At 72.1% G+C, this 16,211-nt stretch carries 11 protein-coding genes; 2 read left to right on the top strand and 9 right to left on the bottom strand.

The genetic code is table 11. From position 1 onward, the window contains the following. Position 1: 1 nt before the first annotated feature. The 6 genes from serA to DC008_RS24705 form a co-directional block, all read right to left on the bottom strand. Positions 2–1,591: a phosphoglycerate dehydrogenase gene (serA, locus tag DC008_RS24730; RefSeq protein WP_108708838.1), complete on the bottom strand. Its 1,590-nt coding sequence runs from the start codon at positions 1,589–1,591 to the stop codon at positions 2–4. Positions 1,592–1,820: 229 nt separating this feature from the next. Next, complete coding sequence (gene ilvC, locus DC008_RS24725; protein WP_108708837.1) at positions 1,821–2,819, bottom strand: ketol-acid reductoisomerase; 999 nt, start codon at positions 2,817–2,819, stop codon at positions 1,821–1,823. A gap of 118 nt (positions 2,820–2,937) precedes the next feature. Continuing rightward, the gene (ilvN, locus tag DC008_RS24720) at positions 2,938–3,462 is read right to left on the bottom strand and encodes an acetolactate synthase small subunit (protein WP_055624315.1); all 525 of its coding nucleotides are present in this window, start codon (positions 3,460–3,462) and stop codon (positions 2,938–2,940) included. A gap of 21 nt (positions 3,463–3,483) precedes the next feature. Next, positions 3,484–5,328: an acetolactate synthase large subunit gene (locus DC008_RS24715; protein WP_108710840.1), complete on the bottom strand. Its 1,845-nt coding sequence runs from the start codon at positions 5,326–5,328 to the stop codon at positions 3,484–3,486. 243 nt (positions 5,329–5,571) lie between these two features. Then, complete coding sequence (locus DC008_RS24710; protein ID WP_164492364.1) at positions 5,572–8,595, bottom strand: putative bifunctional diguanylate cyclase/phosphodiesterase; 3,024 nt, start codon at positions 8,593–8,595, stop codon at positions 5,572–5,574. Positions 8,596–9,048: 453 nt separating this feature from the next. Beyond that, positions 9,049–9,999 (bottom strand): 2-hydroxyacid dehydrogenase, encoded by a 951-nt coding sequence (locus tag DC008_RS24705; protein WP_108708835.1) that lies wholly within the window; start codon positions 9,997–9,999, stop codon positions 9,049–9,051. Positions 10,000–10,074: 75 nt separating this feature from the next. Here DC008_RS24705 and DC008_RS24700 point away from each other — a divergent pair, with 75 nt between their 5' ends. Then, positions 10,075–11,073 carry an aldo/keto reductase gene (locus tag DC008_RS24700; protein ID WP_108708834.1) on the top strand — a complete coding sequence of 333 codons (999 nt, stop codon included), beginning with the start codon at positions 10,075–10,077 and terminating at the stop codon, positions 11,071–11,073. Between the two features lie 113 nt (positions 11,074–11,186). Continuing rightward, on the top strand, positions 11,187–12,389 hold the full coding sequence (locus DC008_RS24695) for a PQQ-dependent sugar dehydrogenase (protein ID WP_108708833.1): 1,203 nt from the start codon (positions 11,187–11,189) through the stop codon (positions 12,387–12,389). Here the strand turns inward: DC008_RS24695 and DC008_RS24690 are convergent. From DC008_RS24690 to DC008_RS24680, 3 genes are all read right to left on the bottom strand, one after another. Continuing rightward, positions 12,376–12,612, bottom strand: coding sequence for a DUF6191 domain-containing protein (locus DC008_RS24690; protein ID WP_108708832.1), 237 nt, complete (start codon positions 12,610–12,612; stop codon positions 12,376–12,378). The genes DC008_RS24695 and DC008_RS24690 overlap by 14 nt on opposite strands. Before the next feature lie 38 nt (positions 12,613–12,650). Further along, positions 12,651–15,719: a helix-turn-helix transcriptional regulator gene (locus tag DC008_RS36285; RefSeq protein WP_108708831.1), complete on the bottom strand. Its 3,069-nt coding sequence runs from the start codon at positions 15,717–15,719 to the stop codon at positions 12,651–12,653. A gap of 68 nt (positions 15,720–15,787) precedes the next feature. After that, complete coding sequence (locus DC008_RS24680) at positions 15,788–16,024, bottom strand: hypothetical protein (protein ID WP_244221411.1); 237 nt, start codon at positions 16,022–16,024, stop codon at positions 15,788–15,790. Positions 16,025–16,211: the final 187 nt, after the last annotated feature.

Raw genomic sequence — 16,211 nt, 5'->3', positions numbered from 1 at the left:
ATCAGGTCAGGTTCACCGCACGCGCGGACGTCGCGCCGATCTCGGCCGCGACCTCCGCCAGCACCCCGGCGGGCACCGTGTCGTCGACGGTGAGGACGGCCAGCGCCTCGCCGCCGGCCACGGCACGCGAGACCTGCATACCGGCGATGTTCAGGCCCGCCTCTCCGAGGATGCGGCCGACGGTGCCGACGACACCCGGGCGGTCCTCGTAGCGCAGGACGGCCATGTGGTCGGCCAGCGCGAGGTCCACGTCGTACTCGCCGACGGCGACGATCTTCTGGAGGTGCTTCGGGCCGGCCAGCGTGCCGGAGACCGACACCTCCTCGCCGTTCGCGAGAGTGCCGCGCACGGTGACGACGTTGCGGTGGTCGGCCGACTCGGAGCTGGTCGTCAGCCGGACCTCGACGCCGCGCTCCTGCGCGAACAGCGGGGCGTTGACGTACGACACGGTCTCGTCGACGACGTCCTCGAAGACACCCTTGAGGGCGGAGAGCTCCAGCACCTTCACATCGTGCTGGGTGATCTCGCCGTACACCTCGACGTCGAGGCGGACCGCGACCTCGCCGGCGAGCGCCGTGAAGATGCGGCCGAGGCGCTCGGCGAGCGGCAGGCCCGGCTTGACGTCCTCGGCGATGACGCCGCCCTGGACGTTCACCGCGTCGGGGACCAGCTCACCGGCGAGCGCGAGCCGCACGGAGCGGGCGACGGCGATACCGGCCTTCTCCTGCGCCTCGTCGGTGGAGGCGCCGAGGTGCGGGGTGCTGACGACCTGGTCGAACTCGAACAGCGGCGAGTCCGTGCAGGGCTCCTTCGCGTACACGTCGAGACCGGCGCCGGCGACCCGGCCCTCCTTGAGGGCGGAGTACAGCGCCTCCTCGTCGACGATGCCGCCGCGCGCGGCGTTGACGATGCGCACGCTCGGCTTGACCTTGCGCAGCGCCTCGTCGCCGATCAGGCCGACCGTCTCCGGGGTCTTCGGCAGGTGGACGGTGATGAAGTCGGAGACCTCGAGCAGCTCGTCCAGGGACAGCACCTTGACGCCCATCTGCGCGGCGCGGGCCGGCTGGATGTAGGGGTCGTAGGCGACGACCTTCATGCCGAAGGCGGACATGCGCTGGGCGACGAGCGCGCCGATGCGGCCGAGGCCGACGACACCGAGCGTCTTCTCGGCCAGCTCCACGCCGGTGTACTTGCTGCGCTTCCACTCGCCGTTCTTCAGCGCGGCGTTGGCCTGCGGGATGTTGCGGGCGGTGGCGAGCAGCAGACCGCAGGCCAGCTCGGCGGCGGTCACGATGTTCGAGGTGGGGGCGTTGACGACCATGACGCCGGCCTTGGTGGCGGCGGAGACGTCGACGTTGTCCAGGCCGACGCCGGCTCGCGCGACGACCTTGAGCTTGTTGGCGGCGGCGATCGCCTCGGCGTCCACCTTGGTCGCGGAGCGGATCAGGATCGCGTCCACCTCGGCGATGGCGGGCAGCAGCTCGGCCCGGTCGGCGCCGTTGCAGTGCCGGATCTCGAAGTCCGGACCAAGCGCGTCCACGGTCGCGGGCGAAAGCTCTTCAGCGATGAGTACGACGGGTTTCGAGCTCACGTGAGTCCTCACAAGTCCATTGCGGACGGCCGTCCCGACGGCCGCAGGCGGTGGAGGGAAGGTGGCCGCGGAAGACGCACGACGCTGTGGGCCTGACGCGTATGTAGTACGGCAGTGTAGTGCCGTGACGGAGGCGGTCTCACGCCCCCGCGGAAGGATCACTCGTCCGTGGTTGGACGAGATGGACAACAGGGTCGGAGCAGCTGCTCCGACCCTGTCGGCACGAGGCTTACGCCTCCTCGTTCACCCAGCTCATGAGCTTGCGCAGCTCCTTGCCGGTGGTCTCCAGCAGGTGCTCGGAGTCCTGCTGCTTGTACTCGTTGTACTTCTTCAGGCCGCCGTGGTACTCGTCCATCCACTGCTGCGCGAAGGTGCCGTCCTGGATCTCGCCGAGGACCTTCTTCATCTCCGCCTTGGTGGCGTCGGTGATGATCCGCGGGCCGGTGACGTAGTCGCCCCACTCGGCGGTCTCGGAGATCGACCAGCGCATCTTCTCCAGGCCGCCCTCGTACATGAGGTCCACGATCAGCTTCAGCTCGTGCAGGCACTCGAAGTACGCGATCTCCGGCTGGTAGCCGGCCTCGGTCAGCGTCTCGAAGCCCGCCTTGACCAGGGCGGCGGTGCCGCCGCAGAGGACGGCCTGCTCACCGAACAGGTCGGTCTCGGTCTCCTCGGTGAAGGTGGTCTTGATGACGCCGGCGCGGGTGCCGCCGATGCCCTTGGCGTACGACAGGGCGAGCGCGAAGGCGTTGCCGGAGGCGTCCTGCTCGACGGCCGCGATGCACGGGACGCCGCGGCCCTCCTCGTACTGACGGCGCACCAGGTGGCCCGGGCCCTTGGGGGCGACCATGCAGACGTCCACGCCGGCCGGGGGCTTGATGAAGCCGAAGCGGATGTTGAAGCCGTGACCGAAGAACAGGGCGTCGCCGTCCTTCAGGTTCGGGGCGATGTGCTCCTCGTAGACCTGGCCCTGGATCGGGTCCGGGACGAGGATCATGATGACGTCGGCCTCGGCGGCGGCCTCGGCGGGGGTCACCACGCGCAGGCCCTGCTCCTCGGCCTTCGCCTTGGACTTGGAGCCCTCGTGCAGACCGACACGGACGTCGACACCCGAGTCACGGAGCGACAGCGCGTGGGCGTGGCCCTGGCTGCCGTACCCGATGACCGCGCCCTTGCGGCCCTGGATGATGGACAGGTCGGCGTCGGCGTCGTAGAACAGCTCGGCCACTTTGGGTTCTCTCCTTGGGTGCAGGTGTTGCGTCCCACCGTATGACGGTGGGGGTGAGGGAGGTCTCGGGGTCTCGGAATGCGGGCGGCCGGATTCGCCCGGCCGCCCGAACGGCGTCCTACGCCGACCGGTCCAGGGCGCGCAGCGACCGGTCCGTGATCGAACGGGCGCCGCGGCCGATGGCGATCGTGCCGGACTGGACGAGCTCCTTGATGCCGAACGGCTCCAGCATCTTCAGCATGGCCTCCAGCTTGTCGCTGGAGCCGGTGGCCTCGATCGTGACGGCCTCCGGGGAGACGTCGACGGTCTTGGCGCGGAACAGCTGGACGATCTCGACGATCTGGGAGCGGGTCTCGTTGTCGGCGCGGACCTTCACCAGAACGAGTTCACGCTGAACGGCGGAACCGGGCTCCAGCTCGACGATCTTCAGCACGTTGACGAGCTTGTTGAGCTGCTTCGTCACCTGCTCCAGCGGGAAGTCCTCGACGCTGACGACGATCGTGATGCGGGAGATGTCGGGGTGCTCGGTGACACCGACCGCGAGCGAGTCGATGTTGAAGCCGCGCCGGGAGAACAGGGCGGCGATCCGGGCCAGGATGCCCGGCGTGTTCTCCACCAGGACGGAGAGCGTGTGCTTGGACATGATCTTTTACGTCTCTCTCGCTCAGTCGTCTTCGTTGTCGCCGAAGTCGGGGCGGACGTCCCGGGCGGCCATGATCTCGTCGTTGGAGGTGCCGGCGGCGACCATCGGCCACACCATGGCGTCCTCGTGGACGATGAAGTCGACGACGACGGGGCGGTCGTTGATGGAGTTCGCCTCCTCGATCACCTTGTCGAGCTCGTCCGGCGACTCGCAGCGCAGGCCCACGCAGCCCATGGCCTCGGCCAGCTTGACGAAGTCCGGCACGCGGGTGCCCTTGGCCTGCGGGTTGACGTCGTCCGGGCCGGAGTGCAGCACGGTGTTGGAGTAGCGCTGGTTGTAGAACAGGGTCTGCCACTGGCGGACCATCCCGAGGGCGCCGTTGTTGATGATGGCGACCTTGATCGGGATGTTGTTCAGGGCGCAGGTGGTGAGCTCCTGATTGGTCATCTGGAAGCAGCCGTCGCCGTCGATCGCCCAGACGGTCCGGTCCGGGACGCCGGCCTTGGCGCCCATGGCGGCCGGCACCGCGTAGCCCATCGTCCCGGCGCCGCCGGAGTTCAGCCAGGTGGCGGGCTTCTCGTACTGGACGAAGTGCGCGGCCCACATCTGGTGCTGGCCGACGCCCGCCGCGAAGACGGTGTTCTCCGGGGCGAGCCGGCCGATCCGCTCGATGACCTGCTGCGGGGAGAGCGAGCCGTCCTCGGGCAGGTCGTAGCCGAGCGGGTAGGTGTCGCGCCAGCGGCTGAGGTCCTTCCACCAGGCGGTGTAGTCGCCCTGGTGGCCCTCGGCGTGCTCCTTCTGGACGGCCTGGACGAGGTCGGCGATGACCTCGCGCGCGTCACCGACGATCGGCACGTCGGCGGCGCGGTTCTTGCCGATCTCGGCGGGGTCGATGTCGGCGTGGACGATCTTGGCGTACGGGGCGAAGCTGTCCAGCTTGCCGGTGACGCGGTCGTCGAAGCGGGCTCCGAGGGCGACGATCAGGTCGGCCTTCTGCAGCGCGGTGACGGCGGTGACCGAACCGTGCATGCCCGGCATGCCCACGTGCAGCGGGTGGCTGTCGGGGAATGCGCCGAGCGCCATCAGGGTGGTGGTGACGGGCGCTCCGGTGAGTTCCGCGAGGACCTTCAGCTCGGCGGTGGCGCCGGCCTTGAGGACGCCGCCGCCGACGTAGAGAACGGGGCGCTTCGCGGAGGTGATGAGCTTGGCGGCCTCGCGGATCTGCTTGGCGTGCGGCTTGGTGACGGGCCGGTAGCCGGGCAGGTCCATGACGGGCGGCCAGGTGAAGGTGGTCCTCGACTGGAGGATGTCCTTGGGGATGTCGACCAGGACGGGTCCGGGGCGGCCGGTGGAGGCGATGTGGAACGCCTGCGCGATGGTCCGCGGGATGTCCTCCGCCTTGGTGACGAGGAAGCTGTGCTTGGTGATCGGCATGGTGATGCCGACGATGTCCGCCTCCTGGAAGGCGTCCGTGCCGATCGCCTTGGACACGACCTGGCCGGTGATCGCGACGAGCGGCACGGAGTCCATGTGCGCGTCGGCGATCGGGGTGACCAGGTTGGTGGCGCCGGGACCCGACGTCGCCATGCACACCCCGACCTTGCCGGTGGCCTGCGCGTAGCCGGTGGCCGCGTGGCCCGCGCCCTGCTCGTGGCGGACCAGCACGTGGCGCACCCGGGTGGAGTCCATCAGTGGGTCGTAGGCCGGCAGGATCGTGCCCCCGGGGATGCCGAACACGGTGTCGGCGCCGACCTCCTCGAGCGAGCGGATGAGGGACTGCGCACCCGTGACGTGCTCGGGCATGGACTGCTGTCCTCCGGATCGGGGCCGGGGCTGTGGGTGAGCCCCGGAGGCCTGCTCGGTCATCGGCATTCTCTTCTCGATGCTGAGGGTTTTTGCGAGGTTTGGGCGGAGTGTCGGCGTTGCATCACAGGTGCTGGTGCAACAAAAAACCCCTCGTGCCATAAGGCAAGCGAGGGGAGCGCGCCGGGTGTGGGTCGCTGGGATTCCGGGTCGGTCCGGACGTCACCAGCTTCAGCCGACGCGCTTTCCAAGTACGAGAATTCGGGTGCGCATGGCACTGACCCTCCCCCCGGCGCGCACCCGGTGTCAAGTGGGTGGGACGGGAGTCTCATTATGTGAGCGGAGCCCCGTCCCGCCGCCGAGAACGGCCGGAACCCCTCCGGTGTACCTGCCCGTCCCCCGGTCGGCGGGCTCCCGCGCACTGCCCACGAACGCCGGTTCGACGGCGCCGTTCGGCACCGGGTAGTGGCCGGCGGTGAGCGCCCGGCGCAGCCGGTACTCGTCCAGCGGACCGGAGAAGGCCATGCCCTGTCCATGGGTGCAGCCCATGGAGCGCAGCGCGACCACCTGTTCGGGGAGGTCCACCCCGTCGGCCACCGACTGGAGCCCGAGGTCGGACGCGATCCGGAGCAGCCCGCCGGTGATCTTGTGCAGCCGGGCGGACTCGACGACGCCCTCGACCAGGCCCCGGTCGAGCTTGAGCACGTCGACGGGGAGCCGGCGCAGGGCGGTGATGGCCGCGTAGCCGCTGCCGAAACCGTCGAGGGCGATCCGGACGCCGAGCCGGCGCAGCCCGCTGAGCCGGCGCTCCAGCTCGTCCAGCGAGATCCGCGGGTCGAGGTCGGCCAGCTCGATGACGAGCGACCCGGACGGCAGCCCGTACCGGGTCAGGAGCGTCTCCACGGAGCCGAGGGGCATCGACCGGTCGAGCAGGCGGCGCGCACCCACCCGTACGGCGACGGGGACGGCGTGTCCGGTCGCGGTGCGCTCGGCGGCCTGCTCGACGGCCTCCTCCAGCATCCAGCGGCCGAGCTCGGCGGTCTTGTCGCTGTCCTCGGCCACCCGCAGGAACTCGGCGGGGGTGAACAGCACGCCCTGCGAGGACCGCCAGCGCGCCTGGGTGGCGACCGAGGTGATCCGGCCGGTCTCCAGGCACACCACCGGCTGGTGCAGCAGCGCGAACTCGCCGTCGTGGAGCGCGGCCCGCAGACGCGTGGCCAGCTCCGCCTTGCGGACGACGTCCTGCTGCATCTGCGGCTTGTACAGCTCGACGCGGCCCTTGCCGCCCGCCTTCGCCCGGTACATGGCCAGGTCGGCGTTGCGCAGCAACTCGCCCGCGCCGAGGCCAGGTTCGGCGAAGGCGACGCCGATGGAGGCGTTGACGCGGACATCGTTGCCGTCGATGAGGTAGGGCTGGGACAGCGTCACCCTGAGGCGGTCGGCGAGCTCCAGGATGTGTCCTTCCCGGGCGGTACGGTCGCGTGTGCCGTCCCCGGTGATCAGGGCCGCGAACTCGTCGCCGCCCAGCCGCGAGGCGATGTCCCCGCCGCGGACCGCGTCCTGGAGTCTGCGGGCGGCCTGGACGAGCAGCTCGTCCCCGGCCTGGTGTCCGATCGTGTCGTTGACGCCCTTGAAGCCGTCGAGGTCGATGAAGAGCACGGCCGTGTTGCGCAGGGCGACGCCCCGGTCGGTGGCGCGGCGGCCGGACAGGGCCTGCTGGACGCGCTTGGTGAACAGGGCGCGGTTGGGCAGGTCGGTGAGCGGGTCGTGCTCGGCGTTGTGCTGGAGCTGGGCCTGGAGGCGGACCCGCTCGGTGACGTCCCGGCTGTTGAAGATCAGCCCGCCGTGGTGCCGGTTGACCGTCGACTCGACGTTGAGCCAGCCGCCGTCGCCCGAGCGGAACCGGCACTCGATGCGGGTGGTGGGTTCCTCCAGCGGGCTGGTGGCGAGGAAGCGGCGCACCTCGTGCACCACGCAGCCCAGGTCCTCCGGGTGGATCAGGCCGGCCAGCTCCGAGCCGACCAGCTCCTCGGCCGAGCGGCCGTAGACGCCGGCGGCGGCCGGGGAGACGTACCGCAGGATGCCGTTGGGCGCGGCGATCATGATGACGTCGCTGGAGCCCTGCACCAGGGAGCGGAAGTGGTTCTCCTTCTGGGCCAGTTCCTGGGTGAGGGTGATGTTGTCGAGCAGCATGATGCCCTGGCGCACGACGAGGGCGAGCACCACGGTGCCGCCGGTGATGAGCACCACCTGGTCGACGCTCCGGCCGTTGAGGACGTTGTACAGGATGCCCAGGGTGCAGACGGCGGCCGCGAGGTAGGGCGTGAGCGCGGCCAGGGAACCGGCGATCGGCCGGGTCAGCGGGTACCGGGGCTGGTCGCCCTGCTGCGGGGCCGGGTGGTGGTGGCCGGCGCCGCGCTGGCCGGGCAGGTGCTCGTGGACCACGCGGGAGTGCCCCCCGTCGTCCTGCCGCCCTGCGTCGTCCTTCCCGCGCCGGGGCGCCGCCCAGGGCGCGTAGGCGAGGAGCAGGGAGCCGGCGAACCAGCCGGCGTCGAGCAACTGGCCGGACTGGTACGAGTGGTGGAACAGCGGCGAGGTGAACAGGGCGTCGCACATGACGGTCAGGGCGAGCGCGCCGATCGCGGTGTTGACCGCGGTGCGGTTGGCCGAGGAGCGCCGGAAGTGCAGGGCGAGCACCATGCTGACCAGGGCGATGTCCAGCAGCGGATAGGCGAGCGAGAGCGCGGTGTGCGCCACGCCGGGCCCTTCGGACTTGGCGGCCTGGGCGAGGGCGAGGCTCCAGGCCAGCGTCAGCAGCGAGCCGCCGATCAGCCAGGCGTCCAGCCCGAGGCAGACCCAGCCGGCCTTGGTCACGGGCCGCTTGGCGAGCACCAGGAGACCGACGATGGCGGGCGGGGCGAAGCACAGGAAGAACCCGTCGGCGTACGAGGGACTCGGCACGGGCCGCTCCAGGACGACCTCGTACCACCCCCAGACCAGATTGCCGAGGGCGGCCATAGCCGAGGAGAGCGCGAACAGCAGCCAGGCGGGCCGGAAGCGGATCCGGCGGCTGCGGGCGTACCGGAAGCAGGAGACTGCGGCGACCGCGGCGGCGGCGGCCAGCCCGAAGTCGCCCATGATCAGCGCGAGTCGGCCCGAGCCCCAGCCGAGCGCGGACCCGACGGCGTAGGCCGCGCACACCAGGGCCAGCGCGACCTGCTGGACGAGCGCCGAGCCGCCGAGCAGGGGGCGGTGGGGCAGGGTCGGCCGCGGCAGGCGCCGGTTCCGCACTCCGTCGACGCGTGTCGGGGAGGGCGGCGGCGAGCTCACCGGTCTCCTCCTGTGTGCGCCGCTCGCGGGTCCCGTGGGTCCGGGTGGGCCGGGCGGGTCTGCCGCCTCCTGCCGCCGGGCCCACCGTGATGGCGGCCGTGACGGCAGCCGTGACCATCCTCGTGGCCGCGTCCGCGGGCGGCCGTCCTCCAGGGTCGCCGTCGGCGGCCCCGCCGCGTCGGATCGATCGTCCATAGGCCGTGCATCGCCCGTCGCCCCCCTCACACATCTGGTCTGTCCGTCCCCGGCGCCGAACGGTGCACGGCGCAGCCCCTGTCCGGACGATACACCAGTCTCGTCACTCAGGGACATAGCACCTCTACTCTCCGTGACGACCAGCGCATATGCGCGTACGGACCGTCTCCGAAGGGTTGCGGACGGTACTCGAAGCGGATTTCCGGCTTGTTGCGTGGCGGCGCGCGCGTCACCCCGCGCGTGGTCGGCCGGTGGGCGTCACGCGGGGTTCGCGCCCGTCGTAAGGATCACGTTCCGCAAGGGCTCCCGGTTCACCCAACGAGTCAACTGGTCCACCAGCAACCGCTTCGCGCGCGGCAGGAACGCGGAGGTGGGTCCGCCGACGTGCGGGCTGATCAGAACGCCGGGGGCGCGCCAGAGGGCGTGCGCCGGCGGAAGCGGCTCGGGGTCGGTGACGTCCAGGGCCGCGGTGATGCGACCGGTCTCCAGCTCGGCCAGCAGGGCCTTGGTGTCCACGACGCCGCCGCGGGCCACGTTGACCAGCAGGGCGCCGTCCTTCATCCGGGCGAGGAAGGAGGCGTCGACCAGGTGCCGGGTCTCGTCCGTGAGGGGCGTGGACAGGATGACGACGTCCGCGTCGGGCAGCAGCGCGGACAGATCGGTGAGTGGATGCACAGGGCCGCGCGCCGTGGTGCGCGCCGAGCGCGCGACGCGCGCCACCCGCGCCACCTCGAAGGGGACGAGCCGGTCCTCGATGGCGGCGCCGATCGAGCCGTATCCCACGATCAGAACGTTTCTGTCGGCGAGCGCCGGGCGGAAACCACCGCGCCACTCCCCCTTGTCCTGCGCGCGCACGAAGTCGGGGATGCCGCGCAGGGACGCGAGGATCAGCGCGAGCGTGAGCTCGGAGGTGCTCGCCTCGTGCACCCCGCGCGCGTTGCACAGTCGCACGCCGGGTCGCAGATGCCGCAGACCCGGCTCCACGTGGTCGGTGCCGGCGGACAGCGTCTGCACGACCTCGACGGCGGTCATCTCCGGCAGGGGCCGCTGCCCGACCGGGGACGGCTTCATGTACGGCACGACGTAGAAGGCGCAGTCCGCGGGGTCGGCGGGATAGTCCTCGGCGCCGTCCCAGAAGCGGTACGCGGGACCTGCGGGAAGGCCCTCGATCTCGTCGGGACGGAGGGGGAGCCACACGTCAGCAGTCATGTCTGGAGGCTATGTCAGGCGAACTGGAGTGCAGAGGTTAGGTTGGGGTGCCGGAAGAGGGAGGGTTACGGCCAGGTGGAGCGCAGGACGATCGGCGCGGGCGCACTCGCGGTGGGAGCCGTCGGACTCGGGTGCATGCCGATGAGCTGGGCCTACAGCTCGTCGCGGCAGCGCGGCGAGGAGTCCCTCAGAACCGTGCACCGCGCGCTCGATCTGGGCGCGACGCTGCTGGACACCGCCGACATGTACGGCCCGTTCACCAACGAACTGCTGGTGGGGCGGGTGTTGAAGGAGCGGCGGCCGGACGCCTTCGTGTCGACGAAGGTCGGTCTGCTCGTGGGCGAGCAGCACATCGTGGCCAACGGCCGCCCCGGCTATGTGAAGCGGGCGTGCGACGCCTCGCTGCGCCGGCTGCAGACCGACGTCATCGACCTGTACCAACTGCATCGCGCCGACCCGGAGATACCCGTCGAGGAGACGTGGGGCGCGATGGCGGAGCTGGTGCAGGCCGGCAAGGTGCGGGCGCTGGGGCTGTGCGCGGTCGGCGCCCGCGGCGGCCGGCGTTCCGGCGCACGGCTGCACGACGCCACGATCCGCCAGCTGCAGCGGGTGCAGCAGGTCTTCCCCGTGAGCGCGGTGCAGGCCGAGCTGTCCGTGTGGTCGCCCGAGGCACTGGAGACGCTGCTGCCGTGGTGCGAGGCCCGCGGGATCGGCTTCCTGGCCGCGATGCCGCTGGGCAACGGCTTTCTGACCGGCACCCTGACCCCGGGCCAGGGCTTCGAGCCGGACGACGTGCGGGCCCGGCACCCTCGCTTCACCGCCGAGATGATGGCGGCGAACCAGCCGATCGTGGTGGGGCTGCGCCGAATCGCCGCCCGGCACGGCGAGGGGGTCACACCGGCGCAGGTGGCGCTCGCCTGGGTGCTGGCGCAGGGGCGGCACGTGGTGCCGGTGCCGGGTGCCAAGCGGGAGCGGTGGGCGGCGGAGAACGCGCGGGCCGAGGCGCTGCGGCTGACGTGCGAGGACCTGGCCGAGGTGGCGGAGCTGCCCCGGGCACGGGGATCCTGGGACTGACGGCGGTCCCGCTGCCCGGCCGGACCGGGCCGCGTGTCCCCTGACCGGAGATCCGGACCCGTGATCCGAGATCCGTGAGCGGAGATCGGGAACCCGTGGGGCCCGGGCGGTGTATGAAGAGTGAGACCCGCCGCGTCGAAGGGACCGTGATCGTGCAACGTCGAGCTGTGTCGGCCGTGTTGGCCGCGGCCGCACTCCTGCTGACGGCCGGATGTTCGTCCGGCGACGGTGACGCGCCGGAGAAGAACGGAGGGGCGAGACCGACCGCCACCGCCGGCTCGGAGACGTCGCCGAGCGCCCGGGCGACCGCGACACCGCCCGCGAAGGGCTCCGTCTCCGTGGTGCGCACGGTCGCCGAGGGCCTGAAGACCCCCTGGGGTCTCGCCCCGATCCCGGGCGGCGACCTGCTGGTCTCCTCTCGCGACGAGGCCACGATCACCCGGATCGACACGAAGACCGGGAAGAAGACCGAGCTGGGCCAGGTGCCCGGGGTGTCGCCGGCCGGCGAGGGCGGGCTGATGGGCATCGCCCTGTCCCCGGACTTCGCCGCGGACCACATGATCTACGCCTACTTCACCTCGGCCTCGGACAACCGCGTCGTGCGGATGCTCTACGACGAGAAGCGGCCCGCCGGACAGCAGCTGGGCGCACCGGACACGATCTTCAAGGGCATACCCAAGGGCTTCATCCACAACGGCGGCCGGATCGCCTTCGGCCCCGACCGGATGCTCTACGCGGGCACGGGCGAGAGCGGTGACACCGGTCTGTCGCAGGACAAGAAGTCGCTGGGCGGCAAGATCCTGCGGATGACCCCGGAGGGCGAGCCGGCGCCGGGCAACCCCTTCCCGGACTCCCCGGTGTACTCGTACGGCCACCGCAATGTGCAGGGGCTCGCCTGGGACCGTGAACAGCGGCTGTTCGCCTCGGAGTTCGGCCAGGACACCTGGGACGAACTGAACGCGATCAAGCCGGGCGACAACTACGGCTGGCCCGAGGCGGAGGGCCGCACCGACGACGACGCCTTCCACAGTCCGCTCGCCCAGTGGGCCACCGACGAGGCCTCCCCCAGCGGGCTGGCCCACGCCGAGGGCTCCCTGTGGATGGCGGGGCTGAGAGGACGGACCCTGTGGCGCGTCCCGCTGGGCGGCACCGAGGCGTCGGCCGACCCGCAGCCCTTCCTGAAGGAGGAGTACGGCCGGCTGCGGACGGTCGTGGCGGCGGGCGGTGACAGGCTGTGGCTGGTGACGAGCAACACCGACGGGCGGGGCGACCCCAAGGCCGGCGACGACCGCATCCTGGAGCTCAAGGTGAGCTGAGCCTCCGGCCGGGGGCCCGGTCCTGATCCTGGGGCTCGTCGGCGCCGTCCTCCTCGTCGGACGTCTCCGTGACCCGTATGACCACCTTCCCGGAGGCGAGGTCTATGGGGCCGCGTCCGGGGTCGTTGTCGCCGACGTCCTCGCGGCTCAGCTCCAGGCGCTTCTGTTCGTCGCGGGTGTGCTTGCGGCCCGGTGCGAAGAGTTCCTCGAACGGGTTGAACACAGGACCTCCCACGGCCGGCGTCCTTCTCAGCGTATGCCTCAGGCGTGCGTTCCGGAGCCGAGCGTCTCCAGGGGGAACAGCCCCATCCGGTGCGCCACGGCGGCCGCCTCGCCCCGGCCGGAGACACCGAGCTTGGCCAGGATGTTCGACACATGGACGCTGGCGGTCTTCGGGGAGATGAAGAGTTCCTCGGCGATCTGGCGGTTGGTGCGGCCCGCGGAGACCAGGCGCAGCACATCGCGCTCGCGGCTGGTGAGGCCGAGGGTGTCGGCCGGGTCGGCGGCGGGCGGGGCCGTGGTCAGGCTGAGGCGGGCCCGCTGGGCCAGCAGGGTCGTGGCGTCGGCGAGGGGGCGGGCGCCCAGGTGGTCGGCGGTGGCCCGGGTGAGCCGGAGCAGTTCCGTGGCGCGGGCGCGCTCGTCGTCTCCGCCCGCGGTCAGCAGCGCCTCGGCCAGGCGCAGGCGGACCCGGGCGAGGTCGTAGGGGCGTTCCAGGGCCTCGAAGGCGGTGACGACGTCGGACCAGGTGCCGGGGTCGGTGTGGTCCTCGGCCCGGTCGAGCTCGGCGCGGGTCCACCGCTCGTGGGCGCGCCACACGGGCGAGCCCGTGGCGAGGGTGCGTACGGCGTCGAAGAGGCGGCGCAGATAGGCGAGGCGTGCCTCGGGCCCGTCCGGCGGCGGGAGGGCGCGGGCCTCGGACTCGGCGACGGCGGCGGCCAGCAGCAGCGGCCAGGCGTAGCGCTGGGTGCCGGGCGGGAAGCCGGCGTCGAGGGCCCGGTCGGCCTCGGCGCGGGCGTCGAGGAGACGGCCCTCGGCGGCGGCGATCTCCAGGGCGAGGTGGGACATGGGGAGGTTGTGCTGGGGCATCGGGTCGTGGGTGCCGTAGGAGGCGCGGGCGGCGGCGAGATGGCGGGCGGCCTCGGCGGTCTCGCCGCGTCCGAGCGCGAGCTGGGCCAGGCGGTTGGCGGCGCCGCCGCGCGGCTTGGCGGACTGGCTGGTGCGCTGGGCGCTCACGGCGGCCTCGGCCGCCTCGTCCCAACGGCCCAGGGTCGTCAGGGACTCGGCGAGGTTGACCCACACCCAGGCCTCGGAGTCGCGCAGACCCCACTCCTGGGTGAGCCGCAGGCCCTCGCGCAGGATGGCCACGGCCTCCGCGGAGCGGCCGACGGCCTCCAGGGCGGACGGCAGGTTCGTATGGCTGCGGCCCACGACCGCGGTCAGGCCCCGGGCCAGGACGGCTTCCTTGACCTCGTACATCTGGGCGAGACCGACGCTCTCGCCGGCTTCGACCATGAGTCCGCCGAGGGTGAGGCGGGCGTTCAGCTCGATGTCCTCGGCGCCCACCATGCGCGCGTACTCCACGGCCCGTTCGGCCGCGGACACGGCGTCGGGGCCGGGGTCGCGCAGCATGGACCAGTTGGCGGCGGTGGCCAGCACCTCGGCGTGCACCTCGGACGGCGGCAGTCCGCGCACCAGGTCCTGGGCGGTACCGATCTCCTTCCAGCCGTCGCCGCGGGCCAGGGCCTGCATCAGCCGGGAGCGCTGGATCCAGAACCAGGCGGCGCGCAGCGGGTCCTGCTCCTCCTCCAGCAGGTGCAGGGCCCGCTTGGTGATCTTCAGGGCGCGTTCGCGTTCCCCGCAGCGCCGCCCGGCGACCGCCGCCTCGGCCATCAGGTCGAGATAGCGCAGCGGGGTGGGGGCGGGGTCGTGGGCCTCGCCGCGCCGCTCGGCCAGCGGCGGCGGATAGGCCTCGGTGTAGTCGACGGGGCGCAGGGTGGCGCGGATGCCGGCGGGGGTGGCGTCCCAGAGTTCCATCGCGCGTTCCAGCAGCCGGAGCTGTTCGGAGTGGGCGCGCCGGCGGCGGGCGGTGACGGAGGCGTCCAGGACGGCGGGCAGGGCCTTGGCCGGGTCGTGGGCGTGGTACCAGTAGCTGGCCAGCCGCATGACGCGTTCGCCGGCCGGGACGAGCGTCGGGTCGGCTTCGAGGGCTTCGGCGTAGCGGCGGTTGAGGCGGGAGCGTTCGCCGGGCAGCAGGTCGTCGGCGACGGCCTCGCGGACCAGGGAGTGCCGGAAGCGGTAGCCGTCGTCGCCGGGCGCGACGGTGAGGATGCTGGCGTTGACGGCGGCCCGCAGCGCCTCGATCAGATCGTCCTCGGCGAGGTCGGCGACGGCGGCGAGCAGCCGGTACTCGACGGTGGAGCCGCCCTCGGCGACGAGCCGGGCGATCCGCTGGGCGCTCTCGGGCAGCCGTTCGACACGGACGAGGAGGAGGTCGCGCAGGGAGTCGGTGAGGCCGGTGCAGCCGCCCTCGTGGGTGGCGACGGCGAGTTCCTCGACGAAGAAGGCGTTCCCGTCGGAGCGTTCGAAGATCGCGTCGACCTGGGCCGGGTCGGGTTCGCGGGCGAGGATGCCGGCGATCTGGCAGCCGACCTCGTCGCGGGTGAAGCGGCCGAGCTCGATACGGCGGACGGTGCGCAGCCGGTCGAGTTCGGCGAGGAGGGGGCGCAGCGGGTGACGGCGGTGGATGTCGTCGGAGCGGTAGGTGGCGAGGACGACGAGGCGGCCGGTGCGCAGGGTGCGGAAGAGGTAGGTCAGCAGGTGGCGGGTGGAGGCGTCGGCCCAGTGCAGGTCCTCCAGGGCGACGACGACGGTGCGGTGGGCGGCGAGGCGTTCCAGGAGGCGGGCGGTGAGTTCGAAGAGGCGGGCCATGCCCTCCTCGCCGGAGCGGTCCGCGCCGAGGACGGCGGGGGTCTCGCCGACCTCGGGCAGCAGCCGGGCCAGTTCGTCCTCCTGTCCGGCGGCGGCCGCGGCCAGCTCGTCGGGCAGTTGCCGGCGCAGGGCGCGCAGCGCGGTGGAGAAGGGGGCGAACGGAAGGCCGTCGGCGCCGATCTCGACGCAGCCGCCGAGGGCGACGACGGCGCCCGCGCGGGCGGCGGCGCCGGCGAACTCCTCGACGAGGCGGGTCTTGCCGACGCCCGCCTCGCCGCCGATGACCAAAGCCTGCGGCTCGCCCGCGGTGGCACGGGCGAGCGCGTCGTCCAACGTCTCCAACTCGGTGGTGCGGCCGACGAACACGGGACTTACGGAGCGGCTCTCCACGGGCCCGAGCATCGCACGCGGCGCGGTCGGCGCGGCACCGGTTTTCCGGGGGCCGTCCCCGGATCCGGTGTCCCGCGGCCTCACGCGGCGCGTGCGGTGCCGTGCCGGCCGGGGCGGGCGCTGGGCGAGGGCGTGTCCTCCGCGTTCCGTGCGGGGCGCTGGGCGGCGCGGCGCTGGGCGCGGCGGACCCGGACGGCCTCGCGGACCAGGCGCTGGTGCTCGGCCTGGCGGATCAGTTCGTCGGTGCGGAGGTGGTGCATCTCGTGCTCGAAGTGGTCGAACATGGTGGTTTCCCCCTGGTGGGTCCTGGTTGTCATCGCTTCCTGCGATGCCTCAACCTTCGTCTCCCAGGGGGGTCCGCCACATCGGGAGAGTGCCGCATCTTGCCGGGCCGGTGGGTGCCTTAGACACGGCTGAGGGGCCTCAGGCCGCCGTCTAAGGTGCTTACGGCGGCTCTGAGGCCCCTCTGATCTGCGCTGATCCCGCTCCGATCGGCGCGGTGCG

This window comes from Streptomyces nigra (genome assembly GCF_003074055.1).
GTDB classification, from domain to species: domain Bacteria; phylum Actinomycetota; class Actinomycetes; order Streptomycetales; family Streptomycetaceae; genus Streptomyces; species Streptomyces nigra.
The sequence above is the reverse complement of the archived record's forward strand: the minus strand, read 5'-3'. Positions and strand labels throughout refer to the sequence as shown.

What these genes read in the sequence shown, in the direction of transcription:
- ilvN (WP_055624315.1), bottom strand. Translation starts at nt 3,462, where the DNA reads ATGTCCAAGCACACGCTCTCCGTCCTGGTGGAGAACACGCCGGGCATC.
- DC008_RS24695 (WP_108708833.1), top strand. Translation starts at nt 11,187, where the DNA reads ATGAAGAGTGAGACCCGCCGCGTCGAAGGGACCGTGATCGTGCAACGT.
- DC008_RS24715 (WP_108710840.1), bottom strand. Translation starts at nt 5,328, where the DNA reads ATGACCGAGCAGGCCTCCGGGGCTCACCCACAGCCCCGGCCCCGATCC.
- DC008_RS36285 (WP_108708831.1), bottom strand. Translation starts at nt 15,719, where the DNA reads ATGCTCGGGCCCGTGGAGAGCCGCTCCGTAAGTCCCGTGTTCGTCGGC.
- DC008_RS24680 (WP_244221411.1), bottom strand. Translation starts at nt 16,024, where the DNA reads ATGACAACCAGGACCCACCAGGGGGAAACCACCATGTTCGACCACTTC.
- DC008_RS24705 (WP_108708835.1), bottom strand. Translation starts at nt 9,999, where the DNA reads ATGACTGCTGACGTGTGGCTCCCCCTCCGTCCCGACGAGATCGAGGGC.